This is a genomic window from Streptomyces apocyni (assembly GCF_009739465.1).
Taxonomy (GTDB): domain Bacteria; phylum Actinomycetota; class Actinomycetes; order Streptomycetales; family Streptomycetaceae; genus Streptomyces; species Streptomyces apocyni.
Genome location: NZ_WHOM01000072.1, coordinates 114,283 through 133,441 on the forward strand (window position 1 = coordinate 114,283; position 19,159 = coordinate 133,441).

Sequence of the window (19,159 nt, forward strand, 5' to 3'; positions counted from 1 at the left end):
CTAACGGCTGACAACACAGCGGTCCGCTGCCTGTGGATAACCCACGGACAGCGGACCGTTCGACATAACGTTCGACTAAACAGGAACCTTTCAGACCGCGGCCTTCTTCAGTCGGCGGCGTTCACGTTCCGACAAGCCACCCCAGATTCCGAATCGCTCATCATTGGCCAACGCGTATTCGAGGCATTCGGAGCGGACCTCACAGGCGAGGCAGACCTTCTTGGCCTCACGCGTCGAGCCGCCTTTCTCGGGGAAGAAGGACTCGGGGTCGGTCTGGGCGCAGAGTGCGCGCTCCTGCCAGCCGATCTCGTCTTCCGCGTCCTCGACCAGCAGTTGTTCGAACAGCTCGGTCATGTGCGCCCCTCGTCTGTCTGTGCAGTCCCCGTGATGCTGCCGCTACCGGTTTCGGCTGAACGACACGAGTGAAATTACAAGTGTGCTGATCCAGGCCAGTCAAGCCGAGATCTGCTATTGGGCCTCTTATTCACTCTGCGGAACCAAGGGTTTGCGGAAAGTGTTCAAATCGGCCTAAACCATGACACTTGGCGCTGGCCCCGCTGACCCCTCCACGCGCCCTGCCGATAACAGGAAGGACGGCTTGGAGTTTGATCTCGTTGCCCTTCGAGCACCAAAGCGAGCCTGATCACAGTCAGATCACGGGACCGCGAGGTTTACCCGCCCGGATGGGGCCCCACATGTCCCGCGCGTCGGATGCACAAACCTTTCACCGGGAAGAACAACCGGATGCGGTGAAACATGTCTCGCAATACGGACATCAAGTTGACAGCTGGACGTGTGAGCCGGTCTCCTATGGGGCATGCTCGCGACCTCAGCGCCGACCCGGACCCACGCCAGTGGTCCGCTCCGCGCTGCCCGCATGAGCTGTCAGAGCTGTCTGAGCTGTTGCTGTTCCAGCTGTTGAGCCTCACCGCGCTCCAGCTTCACCACCGCACCACCCCCGCCTCTGGCCCGCGATCCGGGCGATGCCCCTCCCGCCCGTGACCCGGGCGACTGCTCCGCGACACCCCAGCACTCAATGCCGAGGAACCACCGCCCGATGAACAGCAGCGACAGTGACCTGCAGATCGCCGGCGACCTCTTCGAGGTCCCGCACCTCCTCAAGGCCCCCCGCGAGCACCCCGAGACCGTGGCCGACTTCGTGGGCCTGGCCCGCTCCATCGCCGCCGACCGCTCCCAGTGGGAACACCTCGTCGAGTACGACGCCACCAGCCGCTGGTACCACCGGCTGCGCACGGGACCCGGCTACGAGGTCTGGCTGCTCAGCTGGGTGCCCGGGCAGGGCAGCGGGCGGCACGACCACGGCCAGTCCTCCGGCGTACTGACCGTCCTGGACGGCCGGTTGACCGAACGCGCCACCATCGAACGCAGCACTATCGAACGCGGCACGACCGAGCGCAGCACGACCGAACAGGCCCAGGTCGCCCGCGAACTCGGCTCCGGAGCACAGCGGGTGTTCGCGCCCGGTTACGTACACGAAGTGGTCAACGAGACCCTCGAACCCGCCGTCAGCCTGCACGTCTACTTCCCCGGTCTGACCGAGATGCCGATGCGTTCGGCCCAGTGCTCCCCGGGCGCCCACACTGTCAGTGTCGCCTGACAGACTGCGTGCATGCGCATTGTTGTTCTGGCCGGCGGCATCGGTGGTGCCCGTTTCCTTCGCGGCCTCAAGGCCGCCACACCCGACGCTGACATCACCGTCATCGGCAACACCGGTGACGACATTCACCTGTTCGGCCTCAAGGTCTGCCCCGACCTCGACACCGTGATGTACACGCTCGGCGGTGGCATCAACGAAGACCAGGGCTGGGGCCGCAGCGACGAGACCTTCCAGGTCAAGAGCGAACTCGCCGCGTATGGCGTGGGACCCGAGTGGTTCGGCCTCGGCGACCGGGACTTCGCCACCCACATCGTGCGTACGCAGATGCTGGGCGCGGGCTACCCGTTGAGCGCGGTGACCGACGCCCTGTGCGACCGGTGGCAGCCGGGTGTACGGCTCATCCCGATGTCCGACGACCGGGTTGAGACCCATGTCGCCGTCGAGTTGGAGGGCGAGCGCAGGGCCGTGCACTTCCAGGAGTACTGGGTACGGCTGCGGGCTTCCGTGGACGCGCTGGCCGTGGTGCCGGTCGGCGCGGAGCAGGCGAAGCCCGCGCCCGGTGTCCTGGAGGCCATCGCCGCGGCCGACGTCGTGCTCTTCCCGCCGTCCAACCCGGTCGTCAGCGTCGGCACCATCCTCTCGGTGCCGGGCATCAGGGAAGCCATCGCCGACGCCGGGGTGCCGGTCGTGGGCCTCTCCCCGATCGTCGGGGACGCGCCCGTGCGGGGGATGGCCGACAAGATGCTCGCCGCGGTGGGCGTGGAGTCCAGCGCCGCCGCGGTCGCCGAGCACTACGGCTCGGGCCTGCTGGACGGCTGGCTGGTCGACACGGCCGACGGCGCGACCGTCGAGCGCGTCGAGGCGGCGGGCATCCGGTGCCGGGCGGTGCCGCTGATGATGACCGACCTGGACGCCACGGCCGAGATGGCGCGCGCGGCGCTGGCGCTGGCCGAGGAGGTACGGACATGACCCCGCCCTCCCCGGACACCCCGGACGCCCCGGACGCCCCAGCCTCCCCGGCTTCCGCAGCCTCCCCGGCCTCGTACCGGGTGTGGGCGGTGCCCGGCATTCCCGAGGTCAGGGACGGCGACGACCTGGCCAAGCTGATCGCCGCCGCCGAACCCTCGCTCGCCGACGGCGATGTCGTACTGGTCACCTCGAAGATCGTCTCCAAGGCCGAGGGGCGGGTGCTCGCCGCCACGGACCGCGAGGCGGCCATCGACGCCGAGACCGTACGGGTGGTGGCACGGCGCGGGACGCTGCGCATCGTCGAGAACCGTCAGGGGCTGGTGATGGCGGCGGCGGGTGTGGACGCGTCCAACACCCCCGCCGGGACCGTCCTGCTGCTCCCCGAGGACCCCGACGCGTCGGCCCGGCGCATCCGGGACGGACTGCGGGACACGCTCGGCGTACGGGTCGGGGTCGTGGTGACCGACACCTTCGGGCGGCCCTGGCGCAGCGGCGTCACCGATGTCGCGATCGGGGCCAGCGGGGTGCGGGTCCTGGACGATCTGCGCGGCGGCGTCGACGCGTACGGCAATCCGCTGAGCGCCACCATCGTGGCGACGGCCGACGAACTGGCCGCGGCGGGTGACCTGGTCAAGGGCAAGGCCGAGGGGCTGCCGGTCGCGGTGCTCCGAGGGCTGCCGGGGCTGGTGCCGGGCGACGACGACCAGACGGCGGACAGCGACGGGGCGGACGGCGCACGGGCGCTGGTGCGCACCGCCCCGAACGACATGTTCCGCCTCGGCACGTCGGAGGCCGTACGGGAGGCCATGACCCAGCGGCGTACGGTGCGGGCCTTCACCGACGACCCGGTCGACCCCGGAGCCCTGCGGCGCGCGGTGGCCGCGGCCGTCACCGCACCGGCGCCACACCACACGACGCCCTGGCGCTTCGTCCTGCTGGAGTCCGCGGCCTCCCGAACCCGGCTCCTCGACGCGATGCGGGACGCGTGGATCGCGGACCTGCGGCGGGACGGCAAGTCCGAGGAGTCCATCGCCCGGCGGATACGGCGCGGGGACGTGCTGCGCGAGGCGCCCTGCCTGGTCGTGCCCTGCCTGGTGACCGACGGGGCACACACGTACGGGGACACGCGGCGGGACGCGGCGGAGCGGGAGATGTTCGTCGTCGCCACCGGCGCCGGGATTCAGAACTTCCTGGTGGCCCTGGCCGGGGAGCGGCTGGGCTCCGCGTGGATCTCGTCGACGATGTTCTGCCGGGACGTGGTCCGCGAGACGCTCGACCTGCCCGCCGACTGGGACCCCATGGGGGCCGTCGCCGTGGGCCGCGCCGCGCAGGAGCCACGCGATCGCCCGGAGCGCAGCGTGCGGGACTTCATCACCGTACGGTGACGCGGTCGGGGTGCGGTGACGGCGTCGGGGTGCGGCTACAGCTGGGCGATGTCCACCCTGGGCATCTTCGGGGTGCGCCGTGGCGGGATGCGGCCGGAGAGCAGGATCAGGCGGGCCGCCCGGTGCCGTTGGCCCTCGTACGGCTTCAGCAGGTCGAGCATCGCCGTGTCGTCCGCGTCCCGGGCGCCGGTCAGCGCGTAGCCGACGATGCCCGGCAGGTGCAGGTCGCCGACGGTGACCGCGTCGGGTGCGCCATGGCTGCGCTGGACCGTCTCGGCTGAGGTCCAGGGTCCGATGCCGGGGACCCGTTCCAGGCGGGCCTGGGCCTCGCCCGGTGGCATGGTCGCCGCCTCCTCCAGGCGGCGCGCCACCCGGACGGCCCGCAGGATCGTGCTGGCCCGTTTGTTGTCCACGCCCGCCCGGTGCCATTCCCAGGAGGGGATCATCCGCCAGGTGCCGGGGGCGGGCATCACGTACATGCCGTCGGGCACGGATACGGACGCGGATGCGGATGCGGATGCGGGACCCGGCGCGGGTTCGCCGTACTTCCGGACCAGCAGCCGCCACGCGCGGTAGGCCTCGTCCGTGGTGACCTTCTGCTCCAGGATCGACGGAATCAGGGATTCCAAGACCAGGCCGGTCTGGGTGAGCCGGAGCCCCGGGCGGCGCCGCGCCGTCGCGGCGACCAGCCGATGGCGCGGCTCGAACGCCTCAGGTGCGTCTGACTCACCCAGCAGGTGCGGCAGTTGGTGCAGCAGCCAGTCGGCCCCCGGGCCCCAGGCCGCGGCCCGGACAGCCCCACCACCGCCGCTGCCACCGCCCCCGTCAGCGCCGTGGGACGCGGCGACGCGCAGCGTGCCGGGCCCGTCGGGCGTACGGCAGGCCCGCCAGACCGCACCGTCCGGGGTGATCCGGAAGGTGGGGTCGGCGGGGCCACGGCGCAGCGGGCCCAGGACCAGACGGAGGTCCAGGGGGCCCGGCGCGCGCCAGTCACGGGTGGGGGTGAAGCGGCCTGCCACGGGCGTCGGGTCCTAGGGAGGGAGAGGGAGAGGGAGAGGGAGAGGGAGAGGGAGAGGGAGGGAGAGGGAGACGGACGTACGCATCGGACGGAGTCGGGGGTAGTCCGAGCGTAGGCGACCCACGGCCGCCCCCGCCCCTACTGGTCCGAAGAGAAGCGAACGCACCCCGCCGGAAGCACGGCGTCGCACCAGATCCGGGCACCCGCACGCAGCTCGTTGTCCGGGCCCACCGCCGCCCCGTCCCCGATCACCGCCCCGGACAGCACCGTACGGGCCCCCACCCGCGCACCCGCCCCGACCAGCGAATCCGTCACGACGGCGCCCTCTTCCACGACCGCGCCGTCCAGCACCGTACTGCCGACGACCCGCGCGCCCGCGCCGATCACCGCACCGGCCCCGACGACCGTGCCACCCGTGAGCTTGGCATCAGCCGCGACGGACGCGCTGGGCAGGATCAGACGGTCCCCTCGGCGGCCGGGCACGGCGGGAGACGGGGCGCGGCCGAGAACCAGGTCGGCCGAGCCCCGTACGAAGGCCTGTGGAGTGCCGAGGTCCAGCCAGTAGGTGGAGTCGACCATGCCCTGGAGGTGGACCCCCGAGGACAGCAGCTCGGGGAAGGTCTCGCGTTCGACCGAGACGGGGCGGCCGACGGGGATGGTGTCGATGACGGAGCGCCGGAACACGTACGCGCCCGCGTTGATCTGGTCGGTCACGATCTCCGCGGGCGTCTGCGGCTTCTCCAGGAAGGCCGTCACCCGGCCGGACGGGTCGGTGGGGACCAGTCCGTACGCCCTGGGGTCGTCGACCCGCGTGAGGTGCAGCGAGACATCCGCGCCGGACGTCTCGTGGGTCGAGATCAGGGCGGGGATGTCCAGGCCGGTCAGGATGTCGCCGTTGAAGATCAGCACGGGGGCGTCCGGGCCGGAGCTGAGGTGCGAGGCGGCGTTGCGGATCGCGCCGCCGGTGCCCAGGGGCTCCCGTTCGGTGACGTACTCCAGGCGCAGGCCCATCGATGATCCGTCGCCGAAGTACGGCTCGAACACCTCGGCCAGATAGGAGGTGGCGAGGACGACTCGCTCGACCCCCGCGGCCCTGGCGCGCGCCAGCTGGTGCGTCAGGAACGGTACGCCCGCCGCGGGCACCATGGGCTTGGGAGTGTGGACCGTGAGCGGGCGGAGGCGGGTTCCCTTGCCGCCGACCAGGAGGATCGCCTCCGGTGCCAGGGGTGCCGACTGTGCAGCCAATGCGGTCTCTGCTTCCTGCCGGGGCCGAGGTGCGGCCGAGTGTGCGTGTCCCCGGCCGCACCGCCCCGAAGCGCCAGACCCGAAGCGCCAGGCTCAGGCGCCAGACCCGACGCGCTGAGCCCGAAGCGCTAAGCCCGAAGGCCGCGCGGTGGCCCGGAGGTCACCTGCCCTGGAGTCGGGCCGATGTACTCCGTGCCGTGCCCAGCTTGCCGTAGAGCTGGCGCCCTGGGCATTCGGTGGCGAAGCCGTCGCGGTGACCGGAGATCACGTTGAGGCGGACATTCTTCCCCTTCGCGTGGAGATTGCTACCCCCGGAAGTGAGCGAAGTCGTGCCTTCCGGGTTCCGCCCGAAGAGACCCAGCTTCCACGCGGTGAGTTTGGCGACCGCGTTCAGCGCGGCCGTCGGGGGTTTCTTGCTGGTGTAGGTGCCCAGGACGGCGATGCCGGTGGTGTTGGAGTTGAATCCGAGGGTGTGGGCACCCATGACCGGCTTGGTGACACCTCCCGCGCGCCCCTCGTAGATGTTCCCGCACTTGTCGATGGCGAAGTTGTAGCCGAAGTCCCGCCAGCCACTGCTCAGGGTGTGGTAGCGGTAGATGGCGCGCAGCAGCGCGGGCGCCTGTGCGCAGCTGTAGTTGTTGCCGGTGGCGGTGTGGTGGACGAAGGCCGCCTTGACGGTCTTGGTGTAGAGGAACGAGCGTTCGCGGAGCCTTTCGTCCGCGCCCCAGCCCTTGCGGGTGATGATGCCCGGGCGCGGTCCGATGTACGGCTTCCCGGCGATCTCGCCGCGGGCCGCGGCCAGGTCGGCCTCGGTCTCCTCCTTGCTGAGTGCCGGGATGACCAGGGCGCCGAGCGGAGCCAGTTGGGCGTTGACGGCGGAGCTGGCCGCGGCCTCGGCGGTGAGGGGGGCGGCGGCTTCGGTCTGGGCACCCTGGCTCTGCGGGTCGTCGCGCAGGACCCTTGGCAGGGTGGCTGTGGCTGTGGCGGTGGCGGTGGTGTCCGCTGGGCGTACGGGGTCGGCGCCCGGGTCCACGAGTTCCAGGCGCAGGCCGTCGGGGAGCTGGGCGCGCTCGGCGGACGCTTGCCCGGCATCGGACGGTTGCCCGCCATCGGACGGTTCCTCGGCCCGTACGCGGACCTCGACTCCGTCGGACGCGCCGACCCAGAGCGGGGCCGTGGCACCGCGCCGCTCACCCGACTCGCGCTCGGCGGAGCCGGGGTCGGCGGCGTGCTCGCTGTTGTGCGTCTCGACGTCCTGCCAGTCGGACCAGTCGGCGGTGTCGGCGGCGCGGGTACGGACCTGGACCCGGCCGTGGAGTTCGGCGTCCGCGTCGTCCCAGATGACGCCGACGAGGGAGAAGGGCCGCACGTCGCGTGGCGCGATGCCCTGGTCGCGTACGCCCGCACCGTCGCGCAGCGCACGGCCTTGGCCAAGGGGCGCGAGCGGCAGTGACTGGGTGGACCCGGCGGCGGCCGCGGAGTCGGAACGTGCGGAGACGGGGGCGGCGCTCCTGGCCACCGCCGCCTGAGCTCCCGCCGGAAGAACGAGCGGGAGACAGAGGGCGGCGGTGCAGGTGACACCGATCGAGGAAGCAAGGAATCCACGCATGGCGTTGATCGTGGAGGCAACCAGGCGGCTTCGCACATCGGGGAATTGACGGTGCGCCGGTATCCCGGGCGCGTCGCGTTCCACCGCCCACGCACCTGCGCCCGGTGGCGCCGCGTACGCTGGCCGCGTGAACGCGACCGACCGCACCCCCGCCGACCTGCTGCGATCCGCGCTCGCCGCGGACCCCGGGCGCCCCCTGGTGACCTTCTACGACGACGCGACGGGCGAGCGCGTCGAATTGTCCGTGGCCACCTTGGCCAATTGGGTGGCCAAGACCGCCAATCTGCTCCAAGGTGACCTCGCCGCCGAGCCCGGCGACCGGCTCGCGCTGCTGCTGCCCGCGCACTGGCAGACCGCGGTGTGGCTGCTCGCCTGTTCGTCGGTGGGCGTGCTCGCCGACGTCGGCGGCGACCCGGCCGACGCCGACCTGGTCGTCAGCGGCCCCGAGTCCCTGGACGCGGCCCGCGCCTGCTCGGGCGAACGGGTCGCGCTCGCGCTGCGCCCGCTGGGCGGCCGCTTCCCGCAGCCGCCGTCCGGCTTCCTGGACTACGCGGTCGAAGTACCGGGCCAGGGCGACCGCTTCGCGCCGTACGCGCCCGTCGATCCCGGCGCACCGGCACTCGCCGTCGGCGGTACGGAGCTGTCCGGGGCCGAGCTGATCGCGCGGGCCGCCGCCGACGCGGGCGACCTGGGCCTGGCGCCGGGCGCGCGGCTGCTGTCCTCACGGCCGTACGACACCTGGGACGGACTGTCCGCCGGTCTGTACGCGCCGCTCGCGGCGGGCGGGTCCGTCGTCCTGTGCCGCAACCTCGACCAGCTGGGCGAGGGCGGCTTGGAGAAGCGGGTGGCGAGCGAACGGGTCGACACGACAGCGCTCTGACACGGACTGGCTCGCGCAGGCTCTGAAGTCGTGCGCACGCTCTGATACTCGCGCGCCGCACGGAAAGTCCACCCGTTCGGCGCACACGAAGCCGGGCCCGCAGGCCCGAACCGGGCGCGGGCCGCATTCTCGGTAGCAGTACGTGGTACGCGGCACGCGGCACTACGCCGCGTGTTACGCCGCCGCCGATGCCAGGAGTGGACGCCGACGTGACCGACACCGCAGGCACGCCCGCCGAGCCAGAGGAACCGGCCGACGACGCGCCCGCGCCCACCACGCCCGACGCCCCAGACGCCACAACCGCTCCAGACACCCCAAACTCCCCAGACGCCCCCCAGCGCCGACGACGCCGCCGCCGCTGGCTGCGCTGGACCGCCCTCACCATCGCCGTGATAGCCCTGGCCGCGGTCGGGATCGGCTGGCTCCTCTTCCTGAAGCTGGAGGGGAACATCACCGAGGACACCGGCACCGCGGCCGAGCTCGAGCGCTACGAACGCGAGCGCCCCGCCCCCGCCTCGCACGACGCGCAGAACATCCTGCTGATCGGCTCCGACACCCGCTCCGGCCAGGGCAACAGCGAGTACGGCAGGAACAGGGGCCAGCGCTCCGACACCACGATCCTGCTGCACCTCGCCGCCGACCGGCGCAGCGCGACCGCCGTATCGCTGCCCCGCGACCTGATGGTGGACATTCCCAGCTGTCGCAGGGCGAGCGGCTCCCGCGCTCCGGAGCGGTTCGGCCAGTTCAACTCGGCGTTCGCGGTCGGCGGCGCCGCCTGCACCATCCGTACGCTCGAGAAGCTCACCGACATCCGGATCGACCATCACATGATCGTGGACTTCCAGGGCTTCAAGAAGATGGTCGACGCGGTGGACGGCGTCGAGGTGTGCCTCAAGCGCCCGATCGACGACCCCGACGCGCGCCTCAAGCTCAGCGCCGGAAAGCACAAGCTCAACGGCGAGCAGGCACTCGGCTACGTACGCGCCCGCAAGACCCTCGGCGACGGCAGCGACACCGAACGCATGGACCGCCAGCAGCAATTCCTCGGGGCGCTGGTCAAGAAGGTCAAGAGCACCGGCGTCCTGCTGAATCCGACCAAGCTCTACCCCGTACTCGACGCGGCGACCTCGTCCCTCACAACGGACCCCGGCCTGGCCGGACTCACCGACCTGTACGAACTGGTGCGCAGCATGCGGGACATCCCCACGGACCAGGTGCGGTTCCTCACCGTCCCGCGTCAGCCGTACGCGTATGACCCGAACCGGGACGAGTTGGTGCAGCCCGACGCGGGGCGGCTCTTCGACCGGTTGCGCGAGGACGCTCCGCTGCGGGTGACCCCGCCGGAGCCCGAGCCAGAGCCAGAGCCCGAACAGGAGCAGGAGCGGCAACGGCCCCCCGGAGACGACCCCGACTCCGACCCCACCTTCCGCGGCAACACGGCCGACCGTGCCACCTGCGAGTAAAGCGATCGCCAAACACCACCCGTCCCAGGCCGGGAAAGGAACGTATTGCCCAGTTGTAGGGGCGTGGAATCCGTCACCGGCGTCGCTCGACGCTGACCTGGCCGGATAGTGTGAGCGATCCGGTGCGACCGGCCAGGTGGCCACGCACCGCAGGACCGACTGACGGGCGCCTCGGAGGGGGAGGCGCCGCGTGGCCCCGACGGAGGACGCAAGCAACCGTGGACGCGCAAGGCCGTGGGCGGGCGGAGAACATCGACCCCGCAGACCAGTGGGTACTCAACCCGGAGACCGGCGACTACGAACTGCGACTGACCCCCTCCGCAGGGCGATCGGACGTTCCCGGGCCGCGTAGCGCAAGGCGGGCCGCCGCCAGCCCGTCGACCGGCGCCCCCCGCCGTCGTACCGCGGCCCCGGGCCGTGGGGACCCGGGCCGTGGGGCCCCGGGGCGCGACGCACCCGGACGCGACCGCGGCCGACCTGGACGCGAGGCCCCGGGCCGCGAGGTGCCAGGCCGCGAGGTGCCGGGCCAGCGCGGACGCCGCCGCCAGGGAGAGGCGAACCCACCCTGCCGTCGTAGGGGAAAGGGCAAGCCGAGGCAGTCCAAGGGCAAGAAGATCCTTAAGTGGACCGGCCTCGTGGTGGCCGCGTCGCTGGTCATCGGTGCCGGGAGCATGTACGCCTACTACCAGTACCTCGAAGGCAAGATCACCGGCATAGACGCCGACGGCGCGAGCACCGGCGGCTTCAGTAAGGACCGGGCGATCAACATCCTGATCGTCGGCACCGACAAGCGGACCGGCAAGGGCAACGAGGGGTACGGCGACGCGGGCAGCGAAGGCCACGCCGAGACCACGATCGTGCTGCATGTCTCCAAGGACCGCTCGAACGCGACCGCGTTGAGCATCCCCCGGGACCTGGTCACAGATATCCCGGATTGTCCGACCACGCAGGAGGACGGCACCAAAAAGACCATCCCCGGCACGCAGCAGACCCGTTTCAACGAGAGCCTCGGGCAGCTGGGCCGTACGCCGAGCTGCACCATGCGGACGGTCACCGAGATCACCGGGATCGTGCCGGACCACTTCATGGTGGTCGACTTCAACGCCGTCAAGACGCTGTCCACGGCGGTCGGCGGTGTGCCGATCTGTCTGGCCAAGGACGTCGACGACCCCAAGTCCCACCTCAAGCTCCCGGCGGGCGACCACCGGGTCAAGGGCGACGACGCCCTGGCGTTCGTCCGTACTCGGGGCAGCTTCGGAAACAAGGGCGATCTCGACCGCATCAAACAGCAGCAGCAGTTCCTGGCTTCGCTGATGCGCGAGATGAAGTCGACGGGCACGCTCACCAGCCCGCTGAAGATGAAGGACCTGGCGGAGGCCGCGGTCGAGGCACTGACCGTGGACAAGAAGATCGCCAAGCTGAAAAAGCTCACGGATCTCGGCCTGGAACTGGGCAAGACCGAGATGAAGAACATCACCTTCACCACGCTGCCGGTGAAGGACAACCCCGCCGAGAAGACCCCCGTCACGGTCGTCGTCGACGAGCCCAGAGCAGCGCCACTGCTCTCCATGATCCGGGACGACATCTCACTGACCGAGGTGGAGAAGGACAAGAAGGCGGCCAAGAAGAAGGCCAAGGCCGAGGAGGAAGCCCGACTTGAAGGCCCCAGGGCCGAAGCCTCCGAGGTACGGGTCAACATCTACAACGGCAGCGGCAAGCAGGGCGCCGCGCAGTCGACGCTCACCTGGTTGCAGACCCAGCACGCCATGAACAAGGCCAGCCAGCTCGGCAACGCGCCCGAACCGCTCAAGAAGACCAGGCTCGAATACGCTGAAGGCCAGGCCGACCAGGCGCGCAAGCTCGCCGACCTGATGGGTCTGCCCGCTTCGGCGCTGAAGCCGGGCGAGGGCGAGCAGACCGCGCAGGGACTTCCGGCGATGGTGCTCACCCTGGGCTCCGACTTCAAGGGCGCGGGGACGTCCATCACCGCTCCGTCGAAGGCGCCGGAAGATATTCAGAGGGTGGAAGCGGACAAATCCGTTTGCGCTGAATGACTCCCACCGGGCAGCTCCCCGCCACAAGCGGGGACGGCCGGACGGGATGGCCACAGCTCGGGGAGGGCATTGGCATGGGGCGAGGCAGTGTGCGCGCGCAGGAGGTCGAACACCGGGACAGGCACGCCGACGGTGACCTCGGCAAGGACCCGCGACGCGAGGCGGGCGATGATGACCAGCCACCTACGCGGGGTGCGACGCGGGGAGCAAGACGGGGAGCAAGACCCCGGCGTCGTAAGGGCCGGATACTGCTCTGGGGGACAACGGCCCTGGCTGGTCTTGTCCTTGTCGCGGCGGGCGGCGGATACCTCTATCTGCGGCACTTGGACAACAACATCAAGACCTCGCCGATGCCCGACAAGGGGCGGGCCGCCGAGCACACCCCCAACGCCGCGGGCCAGACGCCGTTGAACATCCTGGTGATCGGCTCCGACGCGCGGGACTCCGAGGCGAACCAGAAGCTGGGCGGCGCCAAGGAGACCTTCGGCTCGCCCCCACTGGCCGACGTACAGATGCTGATCCACCTCTCCGCCGACCGCAGCAACATGTCCGTCGTCAGCATGCCGCGCGACACCCTGCTGGAGATCCCCGAGTGCCGGGACCCGGAGACCGGCAAGGTCTACCCGGCGAGCACCGGCCGGACGATGACGAATCTGAGCCTCGGCCGTGGCGGCCCCGGCTGCACGGTCGCCACCTGGGAGAAGCTCACGGACATCCGGATCGACCACTTCATCAAGCTGGACTTCGCCGGAGTGGTCTCGATGGCAGACGCCGTCGGCGGCGTGCCGGTCTGCGTGGAGGACAACATCCACTCACTCACCCGTACGGGCAAGGGCTCCGGGCTGAAGCTGGAGGCGGGCACCACCAAGGTCAAGGGCGAGCAGGCCCTCCAGTGGCTGCGCACGCGGTACGGCTTCGAGGACGGCACCGACATCTCGCGCGCCAAGGCCCAGCACATGTACATGAGCGCCATGGTCCGTGAGCTGCGCGCCAACGCGACGCTGACCAACCCCGGGAAGATGCTCAACCTCGCCGAGAAGGCCACATCGGTCCTTGAGGTCGACGAAGGACTCGACAAGGTCAAGAAGCTCTACGACCTCTCGACCGAGCTCAAGAAGGTCGACCCGAAGCGCATGACGATGACGACCATGCCCTGGCAGTACGCGGTCGTGGACCGCAACCGCGTCGAGCCCAAGCCGGGCGAGGCCGAGCAGATGTTCCGGCTGATCCGCGAGGACATCGCGCTCGACGGCAAGGACAGCGAGGACAGCAAGGACAGCAAGAAAAAGACGAAGCCCACAGAGGAGGTCTCCGTCGATCCGGTCGGGGAGCCCGCCGACACTGGTGTCCTGGTACGGAACGGCACCGGGACCGACGTCCAGGCCCCGGTGCGCGGCCGGGCGACCGCCGTCGCGCAACTGCTCGTGGGCAAGGGCTACACCCTGGCCGCGGCGGACGGCGCGCCGACCCCCGCGCAGGAGCGGACACGTATCAGCTACCCGAGCCCCGACCTGGAGGGTGACGCCCAGGCGGTCGCCAAGGCCCTTGGCCTGCCGCTGAGTTCGGTGCGGCAGTCCACGGACGTCACGGGCATCACGGTCGTCGTGGGCGCGGACTGGCGCGAGGGCGACACCCCGAAGAAGGCGTCCGAGGGGTCTGAGGGTGCGGGCGGCGACGACAACAAGGCGCCGGAGTCCGCCGATCTGCTGAACGGCGCGGACGACGAGGAATGCATGCCCGTCGACCCCAACTTCACCTGGGAGTAGCGGGCTTCACTCAACGGGGTGTCACCAGGCGCGGCCCGCCTGGAGCAGGTGGTCGTGGACCCGGGCGACATGGGGGTTGTCCGATGAGCCCGGGCGCTGGACGAGGTAACCGGTGTTGATGGGGGATTCGTCCGGGGTGTGCAGAGCGAGGAGGGCGCCGGAGCCGAGTTCATCCAGGCAGAGGTAGCGGGGGAGCACGGTGAACCCGGCGCCCGCGGTCACCGCGGCCAGGACGCCTCGCAGGTCGGGGACGGTCACGGCGGCCTGGCAGTCGAGGCGCCTGCCGAAGACGTGCCGCCAGTAGCGGCGGGCGATGGGCAGGTCCTCGGCGTAGGTGACCAGCGGTACGTCGTGCAGCGCCGCGGGACCCTCGGCGGCCAGGCGCCCCGTGACACGTTCGGCCCAGGCGGGCGCGGCGACCAGGACGAACTCCTCGTCCATCAGGGGCGCGGCGGTCAGCGTGCGGCCGCGCGGGCGGCTGGTCGCGATGACCAGGTCGTGGCGGCCCGCGCGCAGCTCGTCGAGCAGTACGTCCGTCAGACCCACGGCCACCCGCAGTCGTACCCCGTCGGCCACGAGCGGCGCCAGGGCGGGCAGGGCGCGGGTGCACAGCAACTCGGCGGGGCCCGCCAGATGCACCGGGTCGGCACGCTCGCCGTCGGTGCCGTTCCCGGTGCCGTTCCCGGTGGCGGCCGCGAGCGCGTCCAGCGGCGCGGTGACGCGCGCGGCGAGCGCGTCCGCGACCGGGTTCGGCGCGACCCCGCGCGGCAGCCGCGCGAACAGCTCACGCCCGAGTTGGCCCTCCAACGCCCGCATCTGGGTCGTCACCGTGGGCTGCGTCAGACCCAGCAGCTGCGCGGCCGCGGTGAAGGACCCGGACCGGTAGACGGCGAGGAACGTACGCAGGAGATTCAGATCGAGCGGCGATGGCACGACAGGAACCATAACCTCCGCTATGACGTATCGCCAGACCCATAGAAATACGCATGGCAGCCATGGCTCTCCCCATTGGTCGACTCCCGCCGACCGGCCTACCGTCGAGGCATCGCCACGCCCCCTGGGAGAGAGCACACACCATGGCCAAGATCCTTTTCGTGATGACCGGCGTCGACTACTGGACGCTGGCTGACGGCACCGAGCACCCCACTGGCTTCTGGGCCGAGGAGGCCGTCGCCCCGTACGAGGCGTTCAAGGCCGCGGGCCACGAGGTCGTCGTCGCCACCCCCGGTGGCGTCATTCCCACCGTCGATCAGGGCTCCCTGGCTCCGGCCGTGAACGGCGGCGAGGAGGGTGCCGCCAAGATCGCGGCCACCCTCGCCTCTCTTGCCGAGCTCCAGCACCCGATCAAGCTGGAGGACGTGAACCTGGACGACTACGCCGCGGTGTACTACCCCGGCGGCCACGGCCCCATGGAGGACCTGGCCGTCAACACCGACTCCGGCAGCCTGCTCACGCGCGCCCTGGAGTCCGGCATGCCGCTCGGCGTCGTCTGCCACGCCCCCGCCGCCCTGCTCGCCGCCACCAAGGCCGACGGCACCAACTCCTTCGCCGGCTACCGGCTGACCGGCTTCACCAACGCCGAGGAGACCCAGGCCGGTCTCGCCGACAAGGCCAAGTGGCTGCTCCAGGACCGCCTCGTCGAAGCCGGCGCCGACTTCCAGGAGAGCGAGCCGTGGGCCCCGTACGTGGTCGTCGACCGGAACCTGGTCACCGGCCAGAACCCGGCCTCCTCGGCCCCGCTGGCCGCCGAACTCCTCAAGAAGCTGACCTGACCGCACAGCGAACCAGCCAAGACCGAAAGCCGCCCTGGCGCCCCGTGGCACGACAGCGCGTTCACCCGTGGCATGGTTGCTGCCATGACGGGTAGCGCGGCTCCGGGCAGTGAGGTTGCACTTGAGACAAGTCGCCTGCTGCTCAGACCTTGGCGGGTAGCCGAGGCTATCGTCCAGCGTGAGCTGTGGACCGAACGTGATCCCCGAGTGCCGCCGCACCGCCGAATCGACGCGGACGGACACCCCACGGTCGCGGAGCTCGAGGATTCGATCCGCAGCAACCAGCTGTGGTCGAGCGGGTTGCTGGCGGTCGAGCGGAAGGCCTCTCGTGATGTCATCGGCTACTGCGGGCTGGTCGACAGCGGGCGAGGAGCGGTAGGAGAACCGGAACTGGCCTTCGAGCTGCTGCGTCGAGTTTGGTGTCAGGGATACGCGACCGAGGCATCGTTGGCGGTTCTGGAATGGGCGAGATCATCTGGGTACGAACGTCTGTGGGCCACGGTCTGGGCCTGGAACACCGCTTCTCGACGTGTGCTGGCCAAGGTCGGATTCACTGAGACCGAGCGGCAGGAAGTGGACGCGGTGTACGGAACCAACCTGTTCACCACGAGACGGCTCTGACACATCCGATGTTGGCCTTGCGGACGGCTCCGTGCAGTGCTGCGACTCCGAGGATGAGGAGACGGGCGGGCTCACCCGGCCGTAGCCCGCACCGCGGGCCGCCGCGAGGCGATGACCTTCTTCGCGAGCGCGCGCGGGCTGGTCAGGAAGCCGTACCCCCACGACATGTGCATCGTCGCCAGCGCCACCGGAATACGCAGCCGTGCCGCCAGCGCCAGCCCCTTGCCCGCCGGTACGGAGCCCGCGGCGATCGCCGCGAGGTAGCCGCCCGGGATCACCAGGCCCCAGGGGGTTACCAGCGCGCCCACCACAAGACCCGCCGAGATCGCGCACACGGCGGTCGGCGGGGCGAGGTAGCGGAGGTTGATGGAGCCCTCGTGGTAGCGGGCGACGACGTGGCGCCAACGCCCGTAGTCCTTGTACTGCTTGGCGAGCGCCTTCACACTCGGCCGCGGCCGGTACGAGACCCGCAGCTCGGGCGAGAACCAGATGCCGCCGCCCGCCTCGCGGATACGGAAGTTCAGCTCCCAGTCCTGGGCGCGGATGAACTCCTCGTTGTAGCCGCCCTGCTGCTCCAGGGCCTCTCGGCGGAAGACGCCGAGGTAGACCGTCTCGGCGGGGCCCGCGGCGCCTCCGGTGTGGAAGGCGGCGTTCCCGACGCCGATCTTCGAGGTCATCGCGGCGGCGACCGCCCGCTCCCAGTCGTTCTCGCCTTCGGCGTGCATGACGCCGCCGACGTTCTGCGCGCCGGTCTCCTCAAGGAGGCGTACGGCGGTGGCGATGTAGTTCGGCGAGAGCATGCCGTGGCCGTCGACCCGCACCACGACCGGGTGCCGGGACGCCTTGATGGCGGCGTTCAGGGCGGCGGGCGTACGGCCGGTGGGGTTCGGCACGGTGTGGACGCGAGGGTCCTCCCGTACGAGCTCGGCGGCGATCTCGTCCGTACGGTCCGTGGACGGGCCGAGCGCGATCACCACCTCCATCTCACCCGCGTACTCCTGCTGGAGGATCGCGTGGATCGCGTCGCGCAGATGCCGCTCCTCGTTGAGGACCGGCATGATCACGGACACGGGGGTGGGCGCCGACACGGGGGTGGGCTGCACGTCAGGCTTCTCGCTCATCAGGCCTCAGGTTACCGCGAACGGGGGACAGCGGTGCGTGCCGCCCGGTCGCTGCCGCTCTGCGCATCTTGTATGGACGTACGGTTTCTCACGTCCCGGTCCCGATTCCGGATTCCGGCGCGCCCGTCCGTCCCGCGGAGGTGTCCCCCGTGCCCCAGCCACCCCGCTCCCCCGCCCGACCGCCGAGGCCAGGTCCCGGGCGGCCAGGGCGTCCAGGGCGTCCAGGGCGGTCGTCGGGACGGCCCCAGCGCAGGCCTCCGCCGCGGCCGCGCTGGGCCCGGCGGATGGCGACCGGCCTCTCCGTACTGGTGCTCTCGGTGGCCGGGATCGGCCACGCCCTGGTGACCAGTCTGGACACCGGCATCGGCCGAGTGGACCCCTTCAAAGACATGAAGAACCGCCCGGGCTCCGGCGGCGGCATGAACGTCCTGCTGGTCGGCACCGACGGCCGCGACAAGATCACCGAGCAGGAGCGGCAGGACTACCTGCTCGGCGGCGCCCCCTGCAACTGCACCGACACCATCATGATCGTGCACCTCTCGGCCGACCGGCGCCGCGTCAGTGTCGTCAGCCTGCCCCGGGACTCGTACGCCGTGGCTCCCGCGCACATCGACCAGACGACGCGCGAACACCACAAGGCCCACCCCATCAAGCTCAACAGCGCCTACGCGGAGGGCGGCCCGAACCTGACGGTGCGGACCGTCGAGCGTGCGACGAAACTCAAGATCGACCACTACCTGGAAGTGGACTTCACCAGCTTCATCAAGACCGTGGACGCGGTCGACGGGGTCGACATCTGCACCGCCACCCCCCTCAAGGACTCCCACACCGGCCTCGACCTGCCCGCGGGCACCCATCACCTCTCGGGCGGCCAGGCCCTTCAGTACGTACGCTCGCGCTACGCCGACGGCGGCTCGGACCTCAACCGTGTGCGGCGCCAGCAGCGTTTCCTGGCCGCGCTGATCGACAAGGCGACGTCGTCCGGGGTCCTGCTGAACCCGGTGAAGTTCCGCGCCGTCTCCAAGACCGTGCTCAGCTCGGTCCGCGCGGACGAACGCTTCGGCACGGACGAAATGCTCGCCCTCGGGCGCGCCATGCGCGGCTTCTCCCCTTCGTCGTCGGAATTCACGACGGTGCCCACCAGCGAGGGCCGCCCCATCAAGGGCGCGGGCGCCACCCTGGCATGGGACCCGGAGAAATCCGCGAAGCTCTTCAAGACCCTCCGCGAGGACCGCCCGCTGACCCCGCTCAAGGTGAAGAGCACGGTCGTCCCCGTCGAGGTCGCCCCCGAACAGATCCGCGTCCAGGTCGACAACGGCACCACCACCCCGAACCTCGGCAAGCGCGTCGACGCCGCCCTCCGAGCCACCGGCTTCCGCACCACCAACTCCCCCGGCAACGCCGACCGCCGCGACATCCGCCGCACGATCGTGGCCTACGACCCCCGCTGGGACCGCTCAGCGAAGTCCCTGGCCAAGGCCCTGCCCGGCAGCGAGCTCCGCGAGGTGAAGGGCCAGGGCGCGGTGCTGCGGGTGATCGCGGGCGCCGACTTCGAGAAGGTGACGCGGGTACGGGCGAAGGAGGCGAAGCGCGGCGAGTTCGACGCGAGCACCGGCGACCAGGTGGTATGCAACTAAG

Annotated in this window: 16 protein-coding genes; 10 read left to right on the top strand and 6 right to left on the bottom strand. The window is 70.7% G+C overall.

Features of this window, described 5'->3' with window-relative positions; all coding sequences use genetic code 11:
• Positions 1–90 precede the first annotated feature (90 nt).
• The gene (locus GCN81_RS25800) at positions 91–354 is read right to left on the bottom strand and encodes a WhiB family transcriptional regulator (RefSeq protein ID WP_156726895.1); all 264 of its coding nucleotides are present in this window, start codon (positions 352–354) and stop codon (positions 91–93) included.
• A gap of 703 nt (positions 355–1,057) precedes the next feature.
• Between GCN81_RS25800 and GCN81_RS25805 the strand changes: the two genes are divergently transcribed.
• From GCN81_RS25805 to GCN81_RS25815, 3 genes are read left to right on the top strand one after another with little or no spacing between them, the layout of a single operon-like run.
• Positions 1,058–1,618: a cysteine dioxygenase gene (locus GCN81_RS25805; protein ID WP_156726896.1), complete on the top strand. Its 561-nt coding sequence runs from the start codon at positions 1,058–1,060 to the stop codon at positions 1,616–1,618.
• Positions 1,619–1,630: 12 nt separating this feature from the next.
• Positions 1,631–2,587 carry a 2-phospho-L-lactate transferase gene (gene cofD / locus GCN81_RS25810; RefSeq protein WP_156726897.1) on the top strand — a complete coding sequence of 319 codons (957 nt, stop codon included), beginning with the start codon at positions 1,631–1,633 and terminating at the stop codon, positions 2,585–2,587.
• Positions 2,584–3,972: a coenzyme F420-0:L-glutamate ligase gene (locus tag GCN81_RS25815; protein WP_156726898.1), complete on the top strand. Its 1,389-nt coding sequence runs from the start codon at positions 2,584–2,586 to the stop codon at positions 3,970–3,972. The genes cofD and GCN81_RS25815 overlap by 4 nt, the downstream gene beginning before the upstream one ends.
• A 35-nt stretch (positions 3,973–4,007) precedes the next feature.
• Here the strand turns inward: GCN81_RS25815 and GCN81_RS25820 are convergent, their stop codons facing one another.
• The 3 genes from GCN81_RS25820 to GCN81_RS25830 form a co-directional block, all read right to left on the bottom strand.
• The gene (locus tag GCN81_RS25820) at positions 4,008–4,991 is read right to left on the bottom strand and encodes a DNA-3-methyladenine glycosylase family protein (RefSeq protein WP_156726899.1); all 984 of its coding nucleotides are present in this window, start codon (positions 4,989–4,991) and stop codon (positions 4,008–4,010) included.
• A 137-nt stretch (positions 4,992–5,128) separates the two neighbouring features.
• On the bottom strand, positions 5,129–6,214 hold the full coding sequence (manB, locus tag GCN81_RS25825) for a mannose-1-phosphate guanylyltransferase (RefSeq protein WP_156727155.1): 1,086 nt from the start codon (positions 6,212–6,214) through the stop codon (positions 5,129–5,131).
• Between the two features lie 181 nt (positions 6,215–6,395).
• Positions 6,396–7,844: a peptidoglycan recognition protein family protein gene (locus GCN81_RS25830; RefSeq protein ID WP_156726900.1), complete on the bottom strand. Its 1,449-nt coding sequence runs from the start codon at positions 7,842–7,844 to the stop codon at positions 6,396–6,398.
• A gap of 127 nt (positions 7,845–7,971) precedes the next feature.
• Here GCN81_RS25830 and GCN81_RS25835 point away from each other — a divergent pair, with 127 nt between their 5' ends.
• The 4 genes from GCN81_RS25835 (at position 7,972) to GCN81_RS25850 (ending at position 14,007) form a co-directional block, all read left to right on the top strand.
• A complete protein-coding gene (locus GCN81_RS25835) occupies positions 7,972–8,724 on the top strand; it encodes a TIGR03089 family protein (RefSeq protein WP_156726901.1) in 753 nt (250 codons plus the stop codon).
• A gap of 188 nt (positions 8,725–8,912) precedes the next feature.
• The gene (locus GCN81_RS25840) at positions 8,913–10,187 is read left to right on the top strand and encodes an LCP family protein (RefSeq protein WP_156726902.1); all 1,275 of its coding nucleotides are present in this window, start codon (positions 8,913–8,915) and stop codon (positions 10,185–10,187) included.
• Between the two features lie 218 nt (positions 10,188–10,405).
• Positions 10,406–12,241, top strand: a complete 1,836-nt coding sequence (locus GCN81_RS25845; protein ID WP_156726903.1) for an LCP family protein — start codon at positions 10,406–10,408, stop codon at positions 12,239–12,241.
• A gap of 74 nt (positions 12,242–12,315) precedes the next feature.
• Positions 12,316–14,007 carry an LCP family protein gene (locus tag GCN81_RS25850; RefSeq protein ID WP_197287781.1) on the top strand — a complete coding sequence of 564 codons (1,692 nt, stop codon included), beginning with the start codon at positions 12,316–12,318 and terminating at the stop codon, positions 14,005–14,007.
• A gap of 21 nt (positions 14,008–14,028) precedes the next feature.
• Here GCN81_RS25850 and GCN81_RS25855 read toward each other — a convergent pair whose 3' ends face one another.
• The gene (locus GCN81_RS25855; RefSeq protein WP_156726905.1) at positions 14,029–14,952 is read right to left on the bottom strand and encodes a LysR family transcriptional regulator; all 924 of its coding nucleotides are present in this window, start codon (positions 14,950–14,952) and stop codon (positions 14,029–14,031) included.
• A 131-nt stretch (positions 14,953–15,083) separates the two neighbouring features.
• Here GCN81_RS25855 and GCN81_RS25860 point away from each other — a divergent pair, with 131 nt between their 5' ends.
• Both GCN81_RS25860 and GCN81_RS25865 read left to right on the top strand, forming a co-directional pair.
• Entirely contained in the window at positions 15,084–15,779 is a 696-nt protein-coding gene (locus tag GCN81_RS25860; RefSeq protein WP_156726906.1) for a type 1 glutamine amidotransferase domain-containing protein, read from the top strand.
• 84 nt (positions 15,780–15,863) lie between these two features.
• The gene (locus tag GCN81_RS25865) at positions 15,864–16,400 is read left to right on the top strand and encodes a GNAT family N-acetyltransferase (RefSeq protein ID WP_231626970.1); all 537 of its coding nucleotides are present in this window, start codon (positions 15,864–15,866) and stop codon (positions 16,398–16,400) included.
• Between the two features lie 71 nt (positions 16,401–16,471).
• Here GCN81_RS25865 and GCN81_RS25870 read toward each other — a convergent pair whose 3' ends face one another.
• Positions 16,472–17,521, bottom strand: a complete 1,050-nt coding sequence (locus GCN81_RS25870) for a glycosyltransferase family 2 protein (protein WP_156726908.1) — start codon at positions 17,519–17,521, stop codon at positions 16,472–16,474.
• Positions 17,522–17,670: 149 nt separating this feature from the next.
• Here GCN81_RS25870 and GCN81_RS25875 point away from each other — a divergent pair, with 149 nt between their 5' ends.
• Entirely contained in the window at positions 17,671–19,158 is a 1,488-nt protein-coding gene (locus GCN81_RS25875; protein WP_456115055.1) for an LCP family protein, read from the top strand.
• Position 19,159 lies beyond the last annotated feature (1 nt).